The following is an 18,428-nucleotide window of genomic DNA, read 5'->3' on the forward strand; positions in this document are numbered from 1 at the left end:
AGCTTCTGCTATCTACGGGACGTACCGAACCGCGCCCTTGTCAGCCGACGTTGCCAGCGCAGCGTAGGCGCGCAGGGCGGTGGTGACGGTGCGCTGACGGTCAACGGGGTGCCACGGACGCTCCGAGGCTTCCATCTTGGCGCGACGATCGGCGAGGACGTCGTCGTCGACCAGGATCTCGAGCGTGCGGGACGCGACGTCGATGCGAACCTGATCGCCGTTCTGCACCAGGCCGATAACTCCGCCGGCAGCAGCCTCGGGGGAGATGTGGCCGATGGACAGACCGGATGTGCCACCGGAGAAGCGGCCGTCGGTGATCAACGCGCATTCCTTGCCGAGGCCTGCGCCCTTGAGGAAGGCGGTGGGGTGCAGCATTTCCTGCATGCCCGGTCCGCCCTTTGGTCCTTCGTAACGCACGACCAGGACGTCGCCGGCCTTGATCTTCTTCTGCAGGATCACCGAGACGGCTTCTTCCTGCGACTCGACGACCAGAGCCGGGCCCTGGAACGAGAACAGTTCCTCGTCGATACCGGCCGTCTTGAGGATTGCGCCGTCGACGGCGATGTTGCCGCGCAGGACGACCAGGCCGCCTTCCACGGTGTAGGCGTTCTCGACGTCGCGGATGCAGCCACCGGCAGCATCGGTGTCGAGGGCAGACCACCGGTTGTCCGTCGAGAACGGTTCGATGGTGCGCACGCCGCCGGGAGCAGCGTGGAACAGTTCGATCGCTTCGTCTGTTGCCTTGCCGGAGCGGATGTCCCAGTCGTCGAGCCACTGGTCGAAGCTCTTGGTGTGCACGGTCGAGACGTCGGTTTCGAGGAGTCCGCCGCGGCGAAGCTCACCGAGCAGCGCCGGGATTCCCCCGGCGCGGTGGACGTCTTCCATGTGGTAGTCCGAGTTGGGGGAGACCTTGGACAGGCACGGCACCTTGCGGCTGATCGCGTCGATGGTGTCGAGGTCGAAGTCGACCTCGCCTTCCTGTGCCGCTGCCAGTGTGTGCAGGACGGTGTTGGTGGAACCGCCCATGGCGACGTCGAGAGCCATCGCGTTGCGGAACGCTGCCGGGGTCGCGATGTTGCGCGGCAGAACCGACTCGTCGCCGTCGCGGTAGTACTTCAGGGCAGCCTCGACCACGGTGGTGCCCGCGCGAGAGAAGAGTGCGTGACGAGCCTTGTGGGTTGCCAGCGTGGAGCCGTTGCCCGGCAAGGCGAGACCGAGGGCCTCGGTGAGGCAGTTCATGGAGTTGGCCGTGAACATGCCCGAGCAGGATCCACATGTCGGGCACGCACTGCGCTCGACCTCGTCGAGGCCTTCTTCCGACACGGCGTCGTTGGCGGAGGCGGAAATTGCGGTGATGAGGTCGGTGGGGGCCTGGGCCACGCCGCCGACAACCACTGCCTTACCGGCCTCCATCGGTCCGCCGGACACGAAGACCGTCGGGATGTTCAGACGCATCGCGGCGTTGAGCATGCCGGGAGTGATCTTGTCGCAGTTGGAGATACACACCAATGCGTCGGCCGTGTGGGCGTTTGCCATGTACTCGACCGAGTCGGCGATGATCTCGCGGCTCGGGAGTGAGTAGAGCATTCCGCCGTGGCCCATGGCGATACCGTCGTCGACGGCGATGGTGTGGAACTCACGAGCGACGCCGCCGGCCTCACGAATGGCCTCGGCAACGATCTCGCCCACGTTCTTGAGATGCACGTGGCCGGGTACGAACTGGGTGTACGAGTTCGCTACGGCGACGATCGGCTTACCGAAGTCGGAATCCGTCATTCCTGTGGCGCGCCACAGGGATCGGGCTCCGGCAGCATTACGTCCGACGGTGGTGGTGCGTGACCTCAACGGGGGCATGGGCGTGTTCCTTATGTGATCGTTGCTGATCTACTTCTGCTGCGCGAACAACAGGGCTGTGTGCTTACGCGGCGAAAAGAATTGAAGCGAGGGCGATTCAACGCTACTCGCGTGCTACTTCTGTTCTGATTCGGGCTGGTCGTTCGACGGCTCGGATTCGGATTCGGGCTCAGGGGCGCTGCCGCTTGCGGACTGTTCGGCCCGTTCCGCTTCTTCGGCGTCGAAGGCGTCTGCCGCTGCCGCGTAGGGATCGGTGATGCGGCCACCGCTGGCGATCGCAATTTCGGGGAGCCGGACAAAGCTGACGGCCGGCAGTGTCACCTCGGTTCCGTCGGTGAGTTCGGCGCGGGCCCAGCTGCGCTTCGGGAAACGGAAGCCCTTGACCTCGTCCCAGCTCAGCGTGCGGCTGGAGAACATCGAACGAACCTCGAGGCCGTCGGGGCTGACGGTGGTGCGGACCCGGGCGACGAAGTAGACGGCGATGATCGGCAGGATCAGCAACCAGCTGAATGCTGCGGGCCAGCCGAAGATCGGGAAGCTGACCGCGAAGAGCAGGAAGGCGCACGCCATGTAGGCGAGCTGCGAAATGCGGATGACGTGCCGAAGTGGTTTCGGCGTGTGGGATGATTGAACCGGTGGCACGGGCTGCTGCGAAGTTGACACCTCTACATCTTCGCATTGCAGCCGATGTATCTCAGATTCTGGGACGGTTGACTCACCAAGTTTGCCGTTCGCGACTAGCGCCTCTACTGTCGAGTGCGTGAAACAGAATGAGTTGCTCGTAATCGACCGGCGCGTCGTCGCCTGAGTCGATAATTTTCAACTCACCAGATAACGACGCGCCACCCTCGCTCAGCAGATGCTGACGGGGGTTTTTTGTTGCCCGGAGCCAAATCAGAGGATTTCCCAGTGAGCGCACCAACAGCACGGCCTCAACCCACGCCGCGCAAGTCAGGGACACCGAGCCCGACTACCGCGGCTGCCGCATCGCAGACGGCTACCCGTCGCCAGCTCCCCCCGGAGCGGGTAACGGGCGCGCAGTCTGTCGTTCGCGCCCTCGAAGAGCTCGAGGTCGACACGGTATTCGGCATCCCCGGCGGTGCCGTGCTGCCTGTGTACGACCCGCTCTTCGATTCGGTCAAGGTCCGTCACGTACTTGTGCGCCACGAGCAGGGTGCCGGCCACGCCGCCACCGGTTACGCGCAGGCCACCGGCAAGGTCGGCGTCTGCATGGCCACTTCGGGTCCCGGTGCAACCAACCTGGTCACGCCGCTGGCCGACGCTCAGATGGACTCCGTTCCGATCGTGGCAATCACCGGACAGGTCGCGCGTTCGCTGATCGGTACCGACGGCTTCCAGGAAGCCGACATCTCCGGTATCACCATGCCGATCACGAAGCACAACTTCCTGATCACCGACGGTATCGACATCCCGCGCATCATGGCCGAGGCTTTCTACCTCGCATCCAGCGGTCGCCCCGGCGCGGTCCTGGTCGATATCCCCAAGGACATCCTCCAGGCTCAGACCACGTTCTCGTGGCCGCCGGAGATGCGCCTGCCCGGATACCGTCCGGTCACCAAGCCGCACGGCAAGCAGGTCCGCGAAGCTGCGCGCCTGATCGCCGACGCCAAGTCTCCAGTCCTCTACGTCGGTGGCGGCGTCATCAAGTCCGAATCCTCTGCCGAGTTGCTCGAACTCGCCGAGCTGACGGGCATTCCCGTCGTCACCACGCTGATGGCCCGCGGTGCATTCCCCGACAGCCACGATCTCAACTGCGGCATGCCCGGCATGCACGGCACCGTCGCCGCCGTCGCCGCTCTGCAGCGTAGCGACCTGCTGATCACGCTCGGCGCCCGCTTCGACGACCGCGTTACCGGTCAGCTGAATTCCTTTGCTCCCGATGCCAAGGTCATCCACGCCGACATCGACCCGGCCGAGATCGGCAAGAACCGTTACGCCGACGTCCCGATCGTGGGCGACTGCAAAGAGGTCATCACCGAACTCATCGAGGCCATCCGTGCCGACATGGCCACGGGCACCACGTTCGAACTCACCGAATGGTGGGCGTACCTGAACGACATCCGGCGTACCTACCCGCTGAGCTACGACCGTCCCACCGACGGTCAGCTGAGCCCCGAGTTCGTCATCTCGACCGTCGGCAAGCTCGCCGGACCGGACGCCATCTACTGCGCCGGCGTCGGTCAGCACCAGATGTGGGCAGCCCAGTTCGTCAGCTACGAGAAGCCGCGCACGTGGCTCAACTCGGGTGGACTCGGCACCATGGGCTACGCGGTTCCCGCTGCCATGGGCGCAAAGATGGGCATGCCGGACACCGAGGTGTGGGCCATCGACGGTGACGGCTGCTTCCAGATGACCAATCAGGAACTGGCCACCTGCGCGCTCGAGGGTATCCCGATCAAGGTCGCCCTCATCAACAACGGCAACCTCGGCATGGTTCGTCAGTGGCAGACACTCTTCTACGAAGAGCGCTACTCCAACACCAACCTGGGAACGCACGGCGCCATCCGCATCCCGGACTTCGTCAAGCTCGCAGAAGCCTTGGGCTGCCACGGAATTCGTGTCGAGCGCGAAGAGGACGTCGAAGCTGCGATCCGTGAGGCGCAGTCCATCAACGACAAGCCTGTCGTGATCGACTTCATCGTCACCGCCGACGCACAGGTGTGGCCGATGGTCGCCGCTGGAACCAGCAATGACGAGATCATGGCGGCTCGGGGTATCCGGCCGCTGTTCGACGACGACGAGGCAGTAGCCGAGCCCGCCGTCATCCATGAAGCCATGTCACGCGAGCAAGCCGGACCCGCCGCGGGCACAGGGGAGGACCAGCAGTGAGCACCACCCACACCCTCAGCGTTCTCGTCGAGGACAAGCCAGGCGTGCTCGCTCGCGTCTCCGCCCTGTTCTCCCGCCGAGGATTCAACATCGAATCCCTCGCGGTGGGCGGCACCGAGATCCCCGAGATCTCTCGAATGACCATCGTCGTCACGGTCGACGAGTTCCCCCTCGAGCAGGTGACGAAGCAGCTCAACAAGCTGATCAACGTCATCAAGATCGTCGAGCAAGACGGTGATGCTTCCGTCGCTCGCGAGCTTGTGCTCATCAAGGTGCGCGCAGATGCAAGCGTGCGCACCCAGGTCATCGAAACGGTGAACCTGTTCCGCGCCAAGGTAATCGACGTCTCCCCGGAGTCCGTCACCATCGAGGCGACCGGTACCCGGTCCAAGCTGGATGCCCTGCTGCGGATGCTTGATCCGTACGGTATCCGGGAGATCGTTCAGTCCGGGGTCGTGGCAGTCGGTCGAGGGCCGAAGTCGATCACGGCCACCCGCTAGTACTTTAGACACGTAATAATCCAAGGAGAGGTTGAGAACTGTGGCAGTCGAGATGTTCTACGACGACGATGCCGATCTGTCGATCATTCAGGGCCGCAAGGTTGCTGTGATCGGCTACGGAAGCCAGGGCCACGCCCATTCGCTGAGCCTGCGCGACTCGGGTGTCGAGGTCCGCATCGGCCTCAAGGAGGGCTCCAAGTCCCGCGACAAGGCTGAAGAAGCAGGCCTGACGGTCGGCACGCCGGCAGAGGTTTCCGAGTGGGCCGACGTCATCATGGTGCTCGCACCGGACACCGCCCAGGCAAGCATTTTCACGAATGACATCGAGCCCAACCTCAAGGACGGCGACGCGCTGTTCTTCGGTCACGGCCTGAACATTCACTTCGACCTGATCAAGGCTCCGGAGTTCGTCACCGTCGGCATGGTTGCGCCCAAGGGCCCCGGCCACCTGGTGCGTCGTCAGTTCGTCGACGGCAAGGGTGTTCCCGCGCTCATCGCAATCGACCAGGACCCCAAGGGTGAAGGCCAGGCTCTCGCTCTGTCCTACGCCAAGGGCATCGGTGGAACGCGCGCAGGCGTCATCAAGACCACGTTCAAGGAAGAGACCGAGACGGACCTCTTCGGCGAGCAGGCTGTGCTCTGCGGTGGCACCGAGGAACTGGTCAAGACCGGTTTCGAGGTCATGGTCGAGGCCGGCTACGCACCCGAGATGGCGTACTTCGAGGTTCTGCACGAGCTCAAGCTCATCGTCGACCTCATGTACGAAGGCGGCATCGCCCGCATGAACTACTCGGTGTCCGACACCGCTGAGTTCGGTGGCTACCTGTCCGGCCCGCGCGTCATCGATGCAGGCACCAAGGAGCGCATGAAGGCGATCCTGGCCGACATCCAGTCCGGCGAGTTCACCCGTCGTCTGGTTGCCAACGTCGAGAACGGCAACACCGAACTCGAAGGCCTGCGCAAGGCTAACGCCGAGCACCCCATCGAGGTCACCGGCAAGAAGCTGCGCGACCTGATGAGCTGGGTCGATCGTCCGATCACCGAAACGGCGTAATTAAGCTGTTTCAGCTTGTCTTCACTCCGGCCTGATGCCTGCTTCGGTCCAATTATCTTGGACCGGAGTGGCATTGGGCCGGAGGTCTTTGCCGGGCCAACTGAAGCCCGCCGTAATTCTCATTGAGAATTCGCCCGCAAAAGTGTCCACTATGTGGTATTGCCTACCGAGTTGTGGACGCCGAGACGGCGCGCACTAAACTACTGGGGGTTAAACCACCCCCACACCCACCTAATCAGGGAGTTTGCACGTGAGCCAGCCTGGCCGCCCCGTTGTTCTGATCGCAGACAAGCTCGCGCCGTCCACAGTCGAGGCACTCGGCGACGGTGTGGAGGTGCGGTGGGTCGACGGACCCGACCGCGCTGCCCTGCTCGCAGCTGTGCCCGAGGCCGACGCGATTCTTGTTCGCTCTGCCACCACCGTCGACGCCGAGGTTCTGGCCGCAGGCACCAAGCTGAAGATCATCGGCCGCGCCGGTGTCGGCCTGGACAATGTCGAGATCCCCGCAGCCACCGAGCGCGGCGTGATGGTCGTCAATGCACCGACCTCCAACATCCACTCGGCAGCCGAGCACGCAGTTGCTCTGCTCATGTCGACGGCTCGCCAGATCCCCGCCGCAGACAAGACCCTGCGCGAAAGCACCTGGAAGCGCAGCAAGTTCAACGGCGTCGAGATCCTCGGCAAGACCGTCGGCGTTGTCGGCCTCGGCCGCATCGGCCAGCTGTTCGCACAGCGTCTCGCCGCGTTCGAAACCACCATCATCGCGTACGACCCCTACTTGCCCGCCGCTCGCGCAGCGCAGCTCGGCATCGAACTGGTCACCATCGACGAGCTCGTCGAGCGTGCGGACTTCATCTCCGTTCACCTCCCCAAGACCAAGGAAACGGCCGGCCTGATCAACGCCGAGCGTCTCTCTCGCGCCAAGGACGGCGTCATCATCGTCAACGCCGCTCGCGGTGGACTGATCGACGAAGATGCGCTGTACGACGCTCTGGTCTCCGGCAAGGTTCGCGGCGCCGGCCTCGACGTGTTCAACACCGAGCCCTGCACCGACTCCAAGCTCTTCGGCCTCGAGAACGTCGTCGTCACCCCGCACCTCGGTGCTTCGACGTCCGAAGCTCAGGACCGTGCGGGCATCGACGTCGCCAAGAGCGTTCTCCTGGCTCTGGCCGGCGACTTCGTGCCCGAGGCAGTCAACGTCTCCGGTGGCCCGGTCGGCGAAGAAGTTGCTCCGTGGCTCGAGCTCGTCCGCAAGCTCGGTCTCCTTGCTGCGACGCTGTCTCCCGAAGCTGTTCAGACGGTCCAGGTTGTCGCCTCCGGCGAGCTGTCCGCTGAAACCGTCGACATCCTCGGCCTCGCTGCTCTGCGCGGCGTGTTCTCCGCAAGCAGCGACGAGGCTGTCACGTTCGTCAACGCTCCGGCACTCGCCGAGCAGCGCGGCGTCACCGTGTCCGTCGAAAAGCACTCCGAGGCACTCGCTCACCGCAGCGCAGTCGAGGTTCGTGCAGTTGCCGCCGACGGCACCGTCACCTCCGTCACGGGCGCACTCACCGGCCTGCAACAGGTCGAGAAGATCGTCAGCATCAACGGCCGCAGCTTCGACCTGCGCGCCGAGGGTCACAACATCGTTGTCCACTACGGCGATCGCCCGGGTGTTCTCGGTGTGCTCGGTACCGTCCTCGGTAACTCCGGCATCGACATCCTCGCCGCAGCACTGAGCCAGGACGCCGAAGGCGAAGGCGCAACGGCGATCCTGCGCGTCGACAAGGTTGTCTCCGACGCCGATGTCGAGGCAATCGTCTCGCAGCTCGACGCTCGCGTTGCCCAGGTCGACCTTTCCTGATTGTTTTCACTGTGCGCCTTTGTCAACCCTTGCGGTTGATGAAGGCGCACAGTTCTACCGAATGAGGATTCAATGAAGCTTGCGGTCATTCCCGGTGACGGAATCGGTGTCGAGGTCACAGCTGAAGCACTCAAGGTGCTCGGCAAGTTGGTCCCCGATCTGGAAACCACCGAATACGATCTCGGTGCCCGTCGCTACAACGCCACCGGTGAACTGCTGCCTGCAGACGAGCTGGACCAGATCCGTCAGCACGACGCAATCCTGTTGGGCGCCATCGGCGATCCGCGGATCGTTGCGCCGGGCATTCTCGAGCGCGGTTTGCTGCTGAACATGCGTTTCCAGCTCGATCATCACGTCAATCTCCGTCCGGCGCAGCTGTACCCGGGTGCCACGTCGCCGCTCGCGGCGCAGCCCGAGATCGACTTCGTGGTGGTTCGTGAAGGCACCGAGGGCCCGTACACCGGTAACGGTGGCGCCATCCGCGTCGGCACCGATCACGAGATCGCGACCGAGGTGTCGATCAACACCTGGTTCGGCGCCGAGCGTGTTGTTCGTTACGCATTTGCGTTGGCGCAGACGCGTTCCAAGCACCTCACGCTGATCCACAAGACCAACGTGCTTTCCAACGCGGGAGCGATCTGGACGCGTGCGATCGAGACCGTCGGAGCGGAGTTCCCGGACGTCGAGACGGCGTACTGCCACATCGACGCTGCCACCATCTACATGGTGACCGACCCGTCGCGCTTCGACGTCATCGTGACGGACAACCTGTTCGGTGACATCATCACCGACCTGGCCGGCGCGGTGACCGGCGGAATCGGTTTGGCCGCAAGCGGAAACATCGATGCGTCCGGTACCAACCCGTCGATGTTCGAGCCCGTTCACGGCAGTGCCCCGGACATCGCAGGCAAGGGAATCGCAGATCCCACCGCCGCGATCCTCTCTGCCGCACTGCTTCTTCGCCATCTCGGACGCGAGGACGACGCCGCTCGCGTCGAGGCTGTGGTCGCTGCTGACCTGGCTACCCGCGGCGACGGCCCGATCTCCACCACAGAGATCGGCGACCGCATTACTGCGGCACTGTAAGCACCGCCGCTCTGTAAGATTCGTCTCACGACTCTGACGCGCGTAAGCCTTACGGCTTGCGCGCGTCAGTCGTTTCCGGCACCCCGATAGACTTGCCCGCATGCGTCTTGGTCGAATTGCCAGTCCCGATGGTGTTGCGTTTGTCAGTATCGAAGGTGAAGAGGATGCCCTCGTCGCCAAGGAAATTGCCGAGCACCCGTTCGGGAACCCCACCTTTACCGGCCGTAGTTGGCCACTAGCCGATGTGCGCCTGTTGGCGCCGATCCTTGCCAGCAAGGTGATCTGCATCGGCAAGAACTATGCGGATCATGTTGCCGAGATGGGCGGCGAGGCGCCGGCAGATCCGGTGATCTTCCTCAAGCCCAACACATCCATCGTCGGCCCCGGTGCGCCGATCGTGTTGCCGCCCAGTTCAACCGAAGTGCATTTCGAGGGTGAACTCGCGATCGTCATCGGGCAGCCGTGCAAGGACGTTCCGGCCGCAAAGGCCCTGAGTGTTGTTCTCGGATACACCGTTGCCAATGACGTGTCTGCGCGCGATCACCAACGCCACGACGGTCAGTGGACCCGAGCAAAGGGTCATGACACGTTCTGCCCGCTCGGTCCGTGGATCGAAACGGCTCTGGATCCGTCGGACGTCGACATCAAGACCGAGGTCAACGGCGCAGTCAAGCAGGACAGCAGCACTGCTTTCCTTCTGCACGACATTCCGAAGATCATCGAGTGGATTTCGGCTGTCATGACTCTGCTCCCGGGCGACGTCATCCTCACGGGCACCCCGGCCGGGGTCGGTCCGATCGTTGCCGGCGATTCCGTCTCGGTCACGGTGTCCGGGATCGGCACGCTCACCAACCCGGTGATCGCAAAACGCTGACCATCACGTTCGATCAGGGGCCTCATCCGTACGGGTGAGGCCCCTTTTCGATTTCTTGTCGGTTTGATAACTGTATGTCCCGCCTTGCAGGAGGTTGAAATAGTTATGAGGTAGTTATCATCACAATTGCGTCGAATCAGCCTTACGGACGCGCGATGAGAGGTTCCTGAATGTGTATTTTTACCTGCATGTTTATCGCCAGAATAGGAACAAATCCGACTAAAAGGGCAAATCGTATAGATGATAACCCTGGGTTTGCCAATGTAACGTTCATCCGTATTCTGGTCGATAACTGGTGTGATGCCAGTGGGGTATTAATGAGATTTCGGAAAATGGAGGCTGTGGCACATGGGCGCCTTTACTGCGTACCGGCGCACTCGGTCGATCGGGCCGAGTGAGTCCGCAGCACCGAAGTGGCGCGACAAGAAGCGATATCTGTGGCCGCTAGGTCTACTGGTGCCGCTCAGTCCGTTCGCGGCGTGGTTCCTGGTGGAGAAGCTGACGCTGGGTCTGTTCTGGGCTGTCGGGGCCTGGTTGATCGTGATTGTGATTCCGCTTGTCGATCTGCTTGCCGGTGAGGACGGGAACAGTCCGCCGGACGAGAAGATTCCGGAGTTGCAGGCCGATCGTTACTACCGCTGGTGCACGTACCTGTTTCTGCCGTTGCAATACATCGGCCTCGTGTTTGCGTGCTGGTGCTGGGTGAATTCGCCGATGGCGTCGGGGGAGAAGTTCGCACTCGCGATGACCGTCGGAGTCGTTGCCGGCGTTGGTATCAACGCGGCGCACGAAATGGGCCACAAGAGTGAGAAGCTCGAAAAGTGGTTGGCCAAAATCGCACTGGCGCAGTCTTTCTACGGCCACTTCTTTGTCGAACACAATCACGGTCACCACGTGCGGGTGGCAACACCCGAAGATCCCGCAAGTTCGCGGTACCGCGAGAATTTCTGGTTCTTCTTGCCGCGGAGCGTTATCGGGGGGCTGCGCTCCGGGTGGCAGATCGAGCGCGCTCGCCTCGAACGTGCGGGAGTGAGTACCTGGAGTTACAAGAACAACATCCTCAATGGATGGGCGATGAGTGTGGTGTTGTTCGGCTCGCTCATCGCGGTATTCGGCTGGGAGATCGCGCCGTGGCTCGTTGTGCAGGCCATTGCCGGATTCACCTTCCTCGAAACAGCGAACTACCTCGAGCATTACGGGTTGCTCCGTGCCAAGCGTGACGACGGTACATACGTTCGCTGCTCACCGGAGGACAGTTGGAACAGCGACCATGTCGTGAGCAATTTGTTCCTCTATCAATTGCAGCGTCACAGTGATCATCACGCCAATCCGCGTTTGCGCTACCAGAGCCTTCGTAGCGCCGCCGACGCACCGCAGTTGCCGGCGGGATACGCGGTCATGATCGTCTGTGCGTGGGTCCCGCCGTTGTGGCGCTCGATCATGGACAAGCGACTTCTTGCGTATTACGACGGCGACATGAGCCGGATAAACGTGCTCCCCGGGCGCTGACGTTTGGCGCGCTCACCACTTTCAGGGAAAACGAAGAGTCGGCGGGACTAATCTGTAGTACGACCATCCATCATCGCCGAGCCAAGTGAGCCATGACCAACAGCGAAGTACGCGTCCGTTTCTGTCCGTCACCCACCGGAACCCCGCACGTGGGTTTGGTGCGCACCGCCCTTTTCAACTGGGCGTTCGCACGACATCACGGTGGAACCTTCGTGTTCCGCATCGAAGACACCGATGCTCAACGGGACAGCGAAGAGTCTTATCAGGCGATCCTCGACGCCCTGCGCTGGCTGGGTCTGACATGGGACGAGGGCCCCGAGGTCGGTGGACCGCATGCGCCGTACCGCCAGTCCGAGCGTCGTGATCTGCATCTCGACGTCGTCGCAAAGTTGCTTGCGGCGGGCGAGGCTTACGAGTCGTACTCGACCAACGAAGAGGTGGAAGCGCGGCACAAGGCAGCCGGACGCGATCCGAAGCTCGGCTACGACAATTTCGATCGGGATCTCACCGACGAGCAGCGCGCGGCGTACATCGCAGACGGACGTAAGCCGGTAGTTCGCCTTCGGATGCCTGATCACGACCTGACGTGGAACGACCTCGTTCGCGGCGAGACCACGTTCAAGGCCGGAACGGTGCCGGACTTCGCGTTGACGCGCGGCAACGGCATTCCTCTCTACACGTTGGTCAATCCCGTCGACGATGCGTTGATGAAGATCACGCACGTTCTGCGCGGTGAGGACCTCCTCTCGTCCACTCCGAGGCAGTTGGCTCTGTACGAGGCGATGATCCGGATCGGTGTTGCGGATTTCACGCCGTCCTTCGGTCACCTTCCCTTCGTGATGGGTCAGGGCAACAAGAAGCTCTCCAAGCGTGACCCCGAGTCCAACCTGTTCATTCACCGTGACCGCGGGTTCATCCCCGAGGGACTGTTGAACTACTTGGCTCTGCTCGGCTGGAGTATCGCGGACGACCACGACGTGTTCTCGCTCGACGAGATGGTTGCGGCGTTCGACATCTCCAAGGTCAATTCCAATCCGGCACGGTTCGACCAGAAGAAGGCCGACGCGATCAACGCCGAGCACATTCGCTTGCTCGAGCCGGCCGACTTCGCGGCCCGCCTGAAGTCGTTCCTGGTCGAGCACGGCCATATCAGTGCCGACGTGGACGAGGCGACGTTCACTGTTGCGGCGGACCTCGTGCAGACCCGCATCGTCGTTCTGTCCGACGCGTGGGATCTGCTGAAGTTCCTGTTCGTCGACGAGGCGTCGTTTGCTCTCGATCCTGCTGCTGCGGCCAAGAACCTGAAGGAAGATGCGGGTCCGGTTCTGGACGCGTCTCTTGCTGCACTCGACGCTGTCTCGGAGTGGACGGCGGCAAGTATCGAGGAAGCCCTCAAGAAGGCGCTCATCGAGGATCTGGAGCTCAAGCCGCGTAAGGCCTTCGCTCCGGTCCGGGTGGCGATTACGGGCTCTCACATCAGCCCTCCGCTGTACGAGTCGATGGAATTGCTCGGTCGCGACGTCTCTCTTGCCCGGTTGCGTGCCGGTAGGGCAGCAGTAAGCGCCTAAATAGGATTGTCTCCGGCCGGAAATGAAGTAAAAACGTCCCGTGACCATACGATTTGGTATTTGGGGCGGGGGTACTGGTAATCTTCTTTTCGGCCGGAGACGAGCCGCCAAGCATTACAGCGAAGCGGAGCGAGCAAGGCCAAGCAAGACCTTTGGGGTATGGTGTAATTGGCAACACAGCGGTTTCTGGTACCGCCATTCTAGGTTCGAGTCCTGGTACCCCAGCGAAAATCCGGTCGATTTTGCAGCCGGACTCAGACAAGCTAAGCTTGCTGAGCTTCCAGAGAACAGCCCGAAAGGGAAGTTCTTGAAGTGCGAAAAAATAGAACATGCTTAAAGCGTGTCCTGGCCCCGTCGTCTAGCGGCCTAGGACGCCGCCCTCTCAAGGCGGTAGCGCGGGTTCGAATCCCGTCGGGGCTACAAAAAGAAAGACCCTTCGATCATCTGATCGGAGGGTCTTTCTTGTTATGCGCTCAATCAGTGAACAGTGGCGCCACAAAACAATCACCCCAGTCGAAATCGACTGGGGTGATTGTCATCTCATCTTCGGGAAGGCCGCGTGCCTATCCGCTCTTGCGACGGAATTCGCGTTTGTGATCAGCGGAACCATGAGTGCTGTGGACCTTCGACTGACCGTCGCGATGATCGGCTGCAGTGGCGTTGCTGTGGTTCTTGCGCTCGAGTGCTTCGCGGAACTTGCGCTTGTTGGCCTCCGCCGGTGTTTCCGATTCAGACGTCGTTTCGGATTCCGGATTGGTACTGTCCTGCTCGCTCATCTGTGTGCTCCTTGGATTTTGGGCCTGTGGTCAAGCTACGCCTTCAGGAGCGGGAGCTGTAGACCCGGACAACGGCATCGCCGGCATTCCGAGTTTGCGGTGGTCCCAGGACCGTGTGCGCTCGGGGATGAAGCGTACCGCGACGCGTTTGTGGAGCATGGCGTCGACTGCTGGTCGTAGATCGTCGGAGTAAGGCCCGGTGTACCGCTCCCAGACGCTGATGCCGACCGCGAACAAGGCGTCGGGGTCGTCGACTATTTCTCCGACGCCCTCCATCGAGACGCCTCGGAGAGTGTCGTACGTGAGACCGTCCTCGATCAAGACCGACATCCGCGAGTCGCGTCGTAGGTTCACGGCTTTCTGGGATTTGGCCTTGGTCTCGAACCAGATCTCGCCGTCCACGATCGCAAACCACATCGCGATGAGGTGCGGCATACCGTCGCCGCTCAGCGTGGCCATCGTTGCAGTACGGCTCTTTTCGACGAAGTCCGAGATTTCGGACTCCGTCATCGTGATCTGGCTGCGTTGTTTTCCGGTCATGACGGCAGTGATCTCCTCGGCTGCGGGTACTCCTGAAGTTCTTACTGTGGCACGGATTACATGATTACGTGTCCGATTACAGGCGCTTGTGCAGCGCTTCTGCCGCCGCGAGAAGGTCGGCTGCCCACCGTGCGCCGGGGCGCCTACCCATCCGGTCGATCGGTCCGGATACCGAAATCGCCGCCACGACAGTGCCGGAGCTGTCCCGTACCGGCGCCGCCACACTGGCAACTCCTGGCTCGCGCTCGGCCGCACTCTGGGCCCAGCCCCGCCGGCGAACTTCGAGAAGGACGCGCTCTCCGAAGGTCGCGTCGGCCAGAACCGCGCGCTGAGTCTGCGGATCTGCCCATGCGAGAAGGACCTTGGCACCCGAGCCGGCATTCATCGGCAGGCGCGCGCCGACCAGGACGGTGTCACGCAAGCCGGTCGGCGGTTCCATCGATGCGACGCAGACGCGTGCCGTACCTTCGCGTCGGTACAGCTGCACGCTCTCTCCGGTGATCTCCCGCAAGCGGGGGAGGATGAGCCCCGCCGCGGCGATCAGAGGATCATTGGCAGTGGCAGCCAATTCGGCGAGGCCGGGGCCGGGACACCACAGGCCGTCGGAGTCGCGGGCGAGAAGTCGATGGACCTCGAGGCCGACGGCAAGACGGTGTGCGGTGGCCCTTGGCAGGCCTGTGCGCGCACAGAGTTCGGAGAGGCTGCACGGTTCCTCGGCTACTGCATGAAGCACGCCCATTGCTTTGTCCAGCACGCCGATGCCGCTATGCTGTCTCATAGGTCGATACCAAGTTCTCGCATAGTGGGATAGTAGCGCATGATCTTCGACAGGTCAGCAGCATCCACTTTTCGAGAATTTGATGCGCAGCATGAGAACTGTTGGGCTGTCGGACTTACATTTCACGCGCGGCGGGCCAGCCCGTAGTTCGTCGACGCGAGGCTACGTACAGAGGTGGAAGACATGGCACAGAAAGCACGCACTCTCGCCGAGAAGGTGTGGGACGACCACGTTGTAGTGAAAGGCGAGGGACAGAATCCCGACCTGATCTACATCGATCTCCACCTCGTCCACGAAGTGACAAGCCCGCAGGCATTCGACGGATTGCGATTGGCCGGACGGAAGTTGCGCCGTCCCGATCTGACGATCGCCACCGAGGATCACAACGTCCCGACGATCGACATCGACAAGCCGATCGCCGATCCTGTCTCCAAGACACAGGTCGACACCCTGCGCCGAAATTGTGAAGAGTTCGGAGTTCGCTTGCACCGCATGGGCGATCTGGATCAGGGCATCGTGCATGTGGTCGGCCCGCAGCTCGGACTGACTCAGCCGGGAACCACCGTCGTGTGCGGCGACTCGCACACCTCGACCCACGGCGCTTTCGGCGCTCTCGCAATGGGAATCGGCACCAGCGAGGTCGAGCATGTGATGGCAACGCAGACATTGTCGTTGCGCCCCTTCAAGACGATGGCGATCACCGTCGACGGTGAATTGCCGCCTGGCGTCACGAGTAAGGACCTGATTCTTGCTGTCATCGCCAAGATCGGCACCGGCGGTGGCCAAGGATATGTCCTCGAGTACCGCGGCGAGGCGATCCGGAAACTGTCGATGGAAGCGCGTATGACCATCTGCAACATGTCGATCGAGGCCGGTGCCCGTGCCGGCATGATCGCCCCGGACGAGATCACGTACGAGTTCATCAAGGGACGTCCGCACGCGCCGACCGGCGCGGACTGGGATGCAGCAGTGGCTGCTTGGGAACTGCTGAAGACCGACGACGGAGCGGAATTCGACAACGAAGTCCACATCGACGCCAGTGCTCTGACGCCTTTTGTCACGTGGGGAACCAACCCGGGACAGGGTGCGCCGCTCGGTGACCGTGTTCCGAATCCGGAAGAAATCGTCGAAGAGAACGAACGTCAGGCAGCCGAGAAGGCGCTCACCTACATGGGACTCGACGCCGGAATGCCGCTGCGTGAGGTCTCGGTCGACACCGTCTTCGTCGGTTCCTGCACCAACGGTCGAATCGAAGATCTGCGTGAGGTCGCCGGCGTTCTCGAGGGTCGCCATGTCGCAGAAGGTGTTCGGATGCTGATCGTTCCCGGTTCGATGCGGGTGCGCGCGCAGGCCGAAAGTGAAGGCCTTGGCGACATCTTTGTTGCCGCAGGAGCAGAGTGGCGCCAGGCCGGCTGCTCGATGTGCCTGGGTATGAACCCGGATCAGTTGGCGCCTGGTGAGCGTTCGGCCTCGACGTCGAACCGGAATTTCGAAGGCCGTCAAGGCAAAGGCGGGCGGACGCATCTGGTTTCTCCGCTCGTCGCTGCCGCCACCGCCGTCCGTGGAACGTTGTCGGCACCGTCCGATCTGGTCTGACGTACCTAACACTCGAGGAGAATTTTGATGGAATCCTTTAGCACGCACAAGGGAATCGGCGTACCGCTGCGGCGCTCGAACGTCGACACCGACCAGATCATCCCGGCTGTTTATCTGAAACGCGTGACGCGCACCGGGTTCGAGGACGGATTGTTCGCCGGCTGGCGCACCGATCCGAACTTCATCCTCAACCACGCGCCGTACGACAAGGGCAGCGTCCTTGTTGCCGGTCCGGATTTCGGAACAGGCTCGTCGCGAGAGCATGCCGTTTGGGCGCTATCCGACTTCGGTTTTCGCGTTGTGATCGCGTCGCGCTTCGCAGATATCTTCCGCGGCAACGCCGGAAAAGCGGGCCTGCTGGCCGCACAGGTGGAGCAGAGCGACGTCGAACTGCTGTGGAAGTTGCTCGAAGAACAGCCCGGACTGGAATTGACCGTCGACCTCGAGAACCGGACAGTGAGTGCCGGAACAACGGTGGTGCCCTTCAGTATTGACGACTACACGAGGTGGCGTCTGCTCGAGGGTCTCGACGACATCGGACTGACATTGCGCCAGGTAGAGGCGATTTCCGAGTTCGAAAAGTCAAGGCCGTCATGGAAACCGACTACCCTCCCGGCCCAAATTTCCCAGGGCTGAACGGAAATCGGGGATAGCGGGCAAGAAGAGAAATAGGTCACGATTTCGGGGCTACGTTGATTGAGAATTGGCGTGGCACATAGACTCTTGCCGTTATCAGGTTTACCGTAGTTCTCAGTCGGTCCTACGGTGGACCATTATTTGCGGAGGAATTTCAATGAACAAGGCAGAGCTCATCGATGTTCTGACTGAGAAGCTGGGTTCGGACAGGCGCACAGCAACCGATGCAGTGGAGCACGTCGTGGACACCATCGTCCGCGCCGTCCACCGTGGCGAGAGCGTGACCATCACCGGCTTCGGTGTCTTCGAGCAGCGTCGTCGTGCGGCACGTGTTGCACGTAACCCGCGTACGGGCGAGACCGTCAAGGTCAAGCCGACGTCGGTTCCGGCTTTCCGTCCGGGCGCACAGTTCAAGGCGGTTATCGCTGGCGGCCAGAAGCTTCCGGCCAGCGGCCCGGCAGTCAAGCGCGGCGTAGCAGCACCGGCCACCAAGGCAGCAGCCAAGAAGGCAGCAGCCAAGAAGGCAGCAGCCAAGAAGACGGCAGCCAAGAAGGCTCCGGCCAAGACGGCAGCCAAGAAGACGGTTGCCGCTAAGGCTCCCGCCAAGAAGGCTCCGGCCAAGACCGCAGCCAAGAAGACGGTTGCCGCCAAGGCTCCCGCCAAGAAGGCTCCGGCCAAGACCGCAGCCAAGAAGACGGTTGCCGCCAAGGCTCCCACCAAGAAGGCTCCGGCCAAGACCGCAGCCAAGAAGACGGTTGCCGCCAAGGCTCCCGCCAAGAAGGCTCCGGCCGCCAAGAAGGCTCCGGCCAAGAAGGCTCCGGCCAAGCGCGCTTCCAAGTAGTCGCGCTCGGGCGAAAAGCCTGACGCTGGAAAGCAAGCAGTAAGAGCAAGAGGCGCGGCCCGCGATGACGATCGCGGGTCGCGCCTCTTGCGTTGTTTTCAGTACTCTTTTCTAATTGGCGAC

General features: G+C 62.2%; 16 protein-coding genes and 2 tRNA genes. 13 read left to right on the top strand and 5 right to left on the bottom strand.

Translation table 11 applies throughout. The annotated features are described in order from the left end of the window. Window positions 1-12 precede the first annotated feature (12 nt). Both ilvD and R4P64_RS14320 read right to left on the bottom strand, forming a co-directional pair. On the bottom strand, window positions 13-1,854 hold the full coding sequence (gene ilvD / locus R4P64_RS14315) for a dihydroxy-acid dehydratase (protein WP_045067162.1): 1,842 nt from the start codon (window positions 1,852-1,854) through the stop codon (window positions 13-15). 114 nt (window positions 1,855-1,968) lie between these two features. Further along, window positions 1,969-2,496 carry a PH domain-containing protein gene (locus R4P64_RS14320; protein WP_045067163.1) on the bottom strand — a complete coding sequence of 176 codons (528 nt, stop codon included), beginning with the start codon at window positions 2,494-2,496 and terminating at the stop codon, window positions 1,969-1,971. 267 nt (window positions 2,497-2,763) lie between these two features. Here R4P64_RS14320 and R4P64_RS14325 point away from each other — a divergent pair, with 267 nt between their 5' ends. The 10 genes from R4P64_RS14325 (at window position 2,764) to R4P64_RS14370 (ending at window position 13,558) form a co-directional block, all read left to right on the top strand. Next, entirely contained in the window at window positions 2,764-4,704 is a 1,941-nt protein-coding gene (locus R4P64_RS14325) for an acetolactate synthase large subunit (protein WP_033236589.1), read from the top strand. Beyond that, window positions 4,701-5,204: an acetolactate synthase small subunit gene (gene ilvN / locus R4P64_RS14330; protein WP_033236588.1), complete on the top strand. Its 504-nt coding sequence runs from the start codon at window positions 4,701-4,703 to the stop codon at window positions 5,202-5,204. The genes R4P64_RS14325 and ilvN overlap by 4 nt, the downstream gene beginning before the upstream one ends. Before the next feature lie 52 nt (window positions 5,205-5,256). Continuing rightward, window positions 5,257-6,258, top strand: coding sequence for a ketol-acid reductoisomerase (gene ilvC / locus R4P64_RS14335; RefSeq protein WP_172937779.1), 1,002 nt, complete (start codon window positions 5,257-5,259; stop codon window positions 6,256-6,258). Between the two features lie 250 nt (window positions 6,259-6,508). Then, complete coding sequence (gene serA, locus R4P64_RS14340; protein WP_092808551.1) at window positions 6,509-8,101, top strand: phosphoglycerate dehydrogenase; 1,593 nt, start codon at window positions 6,509-6,511, stop codon at window positions 8,099-8,101. A 72-nt stretch (window positions 8,102-8,173) separates the two neighbouring features. Then, on the top strand, window positions 8,174-9,187 hold the full coding sequence (locus R4P64_RS14345) for a 3-isopropylmalate dehydrogenase (protein WP_033236585.1): 1,014 nt from the start codon (window positions 8,174-8,176) through the stop codon (window positions 9,185-9,187). A 100-nt stretch (window positions 9,188-9,287) separates the two neighbouring features. Continuing rightward, window positions 9,288-10,061, top strand: a complete 774-nt coding sequence (locus R4P64_RS14350; protein WP_092808550.1) for a fumarylacetoacetate hydrolase family protein — start codon at window positions 9,288-9,290, stop codon at window positions 10,059-10,061. Window positions 10,062-10,409: 348 nt separating this feature from the next. Beyond that, entirely contained in the window at window positions 10,410-11,570 is a 1,161-nt protein-coding gene (locus R4P64_RS14355) for an alkane 1-monooxygenase (protein WP_045067164.1), read from the top strand. 92 nt (window positions 11,571-11,662) lie between these two features. Beyond that, the gene (gltX, locus tag R4P64_RS14360) at window positions 11,663-13,138 is read left to right on the top strand and encodes a glutamate--tRNA ligase (protein ID WP_033236583.1); all 1,476 of its coding nucleotides are present in this window, start codon (window positions 11,663-11,665) and stop codon (window positions 13,136-13,138) included. 153 nt (window positions 13,139-13,291) lie between these two features. Then, window positions 13,292-13,363 (top strand) — tRNA-Gln (locus R4P64_RS14365). Window positions 13,364-13,485: 122 nt separating this feature from the next. Continuing rightward, a tRNA-Glu gene (locus R4P64_RS14370) sits at window positions 13,486-13,558 on the top strand. A 143-nt stretch (window positions 13,559-13,701) separates the two neighbouring features. On the opposite strand, the gene R4P64_RS14375 is transcribed toward R4P64_RS14370, so the two are convergent. The 3 genes from R4P64_RS14375 to R4P64_RS14385 form a co-directional block, all read right to left on the bottom strand. After that, complete coding sequence (locus tag R4P64_RS14375; RefSeq protein WP_033236582.1) at window positions 13,702-13,914, bottom strand: DUF5302 domain-containing protein; 213 nt, start codon at window positions 13,912-13,914, stop codon at window positions 13,702-13,704. Window positions 13,915-13,944: 30 nt separating this feature from the next. Then, the gene (locus R4P64_RS14380; RefSeq protein WP_033236581.1) at window positions 13,945-14,454 is read right to left on the bottom strand and encodes a pyridoxamine 5'-phosphate oxidase family protein; all 510 of its coding nucleotides are present in this window, start codon (window positions 14,452-14,454) and stop codon (window positions 13,945-13,947) included. Between the two features lie 76 nt (window positions 14,455-14,530). Then, complete coding sequence (locus R4P64_RS14385; protein WP_033236580.1) at window positions 14,531-15,232, bottom strand: IclR family transcriptional regulator; 702 nt, start codon at window positions 15,230-15,232, stop codon at window positions 14,531-14,533. A gap of 183 nt (window positions 15,233-15,415) precedes the next feature. Here R4P64_RS14385 and leuC point away from each other — a divergent pair, with 183 nt between their 5' ends. The 3 genes from leuC (at window position 15,416) to R4P64_RS14400 (ending at window position 18,305) form a co-directional block, all read left to right on the top strand. Next, window positions 15,416-16,828 carry a 3-isopropylmalate dehydratase large subunit gene (leuC, locus tag R4P64_RS14390; RefSeq protein WP_033236579.1) on the top strand — a complete coding sequence of 471 codons (1,413 nt, stop codon included), beginning with the start codon at window positions 15,416-15,418 and terminating at the stop codon, window positions 16,826-16,828. A 27-nt stretch (window positions 16,829-16,855) separates the two neighbouring features. Next, window positions 16,856-17,464: a 3-isopropylmalate dehydratase small subunit gene (gene leuD, locus R4P64_RS14395; RefSeq protein WP_033236578.1), complete on the top strand. Its 609-nt coding sequence runs from the start codon at window positions 16,856-16,858 to the stop codon at window positions 17,462-17,464. A gap of 157 nt (window positions 17,465-17,621) precedes the next feature. Continuing rightward, the gene (locus R4P64_RS14400) at window positions 17,622-18,305 is read left to right on the top strand and encodes an HU family DNA-binding protein (RefSeq protein WP_317821347.1); all 684 of its coding nucleotides are present in this window, start codon (window positions 17,622-17,624) and stop codon (window positions 18,303-18,305) included. Window positions 18,306-18,428: the final 123 nt, after the last annotated feature.

Source organism: Rhodococcus sp. IEGM 1366 (assembly GCF_033142425.1).
Lineage (GTDB): Bacteria > Actinomycetota > Actinomycetes > Mycobacteriales > Mycobacteriaceae > Rhodococcus_F > Rhodococcus_F globerula.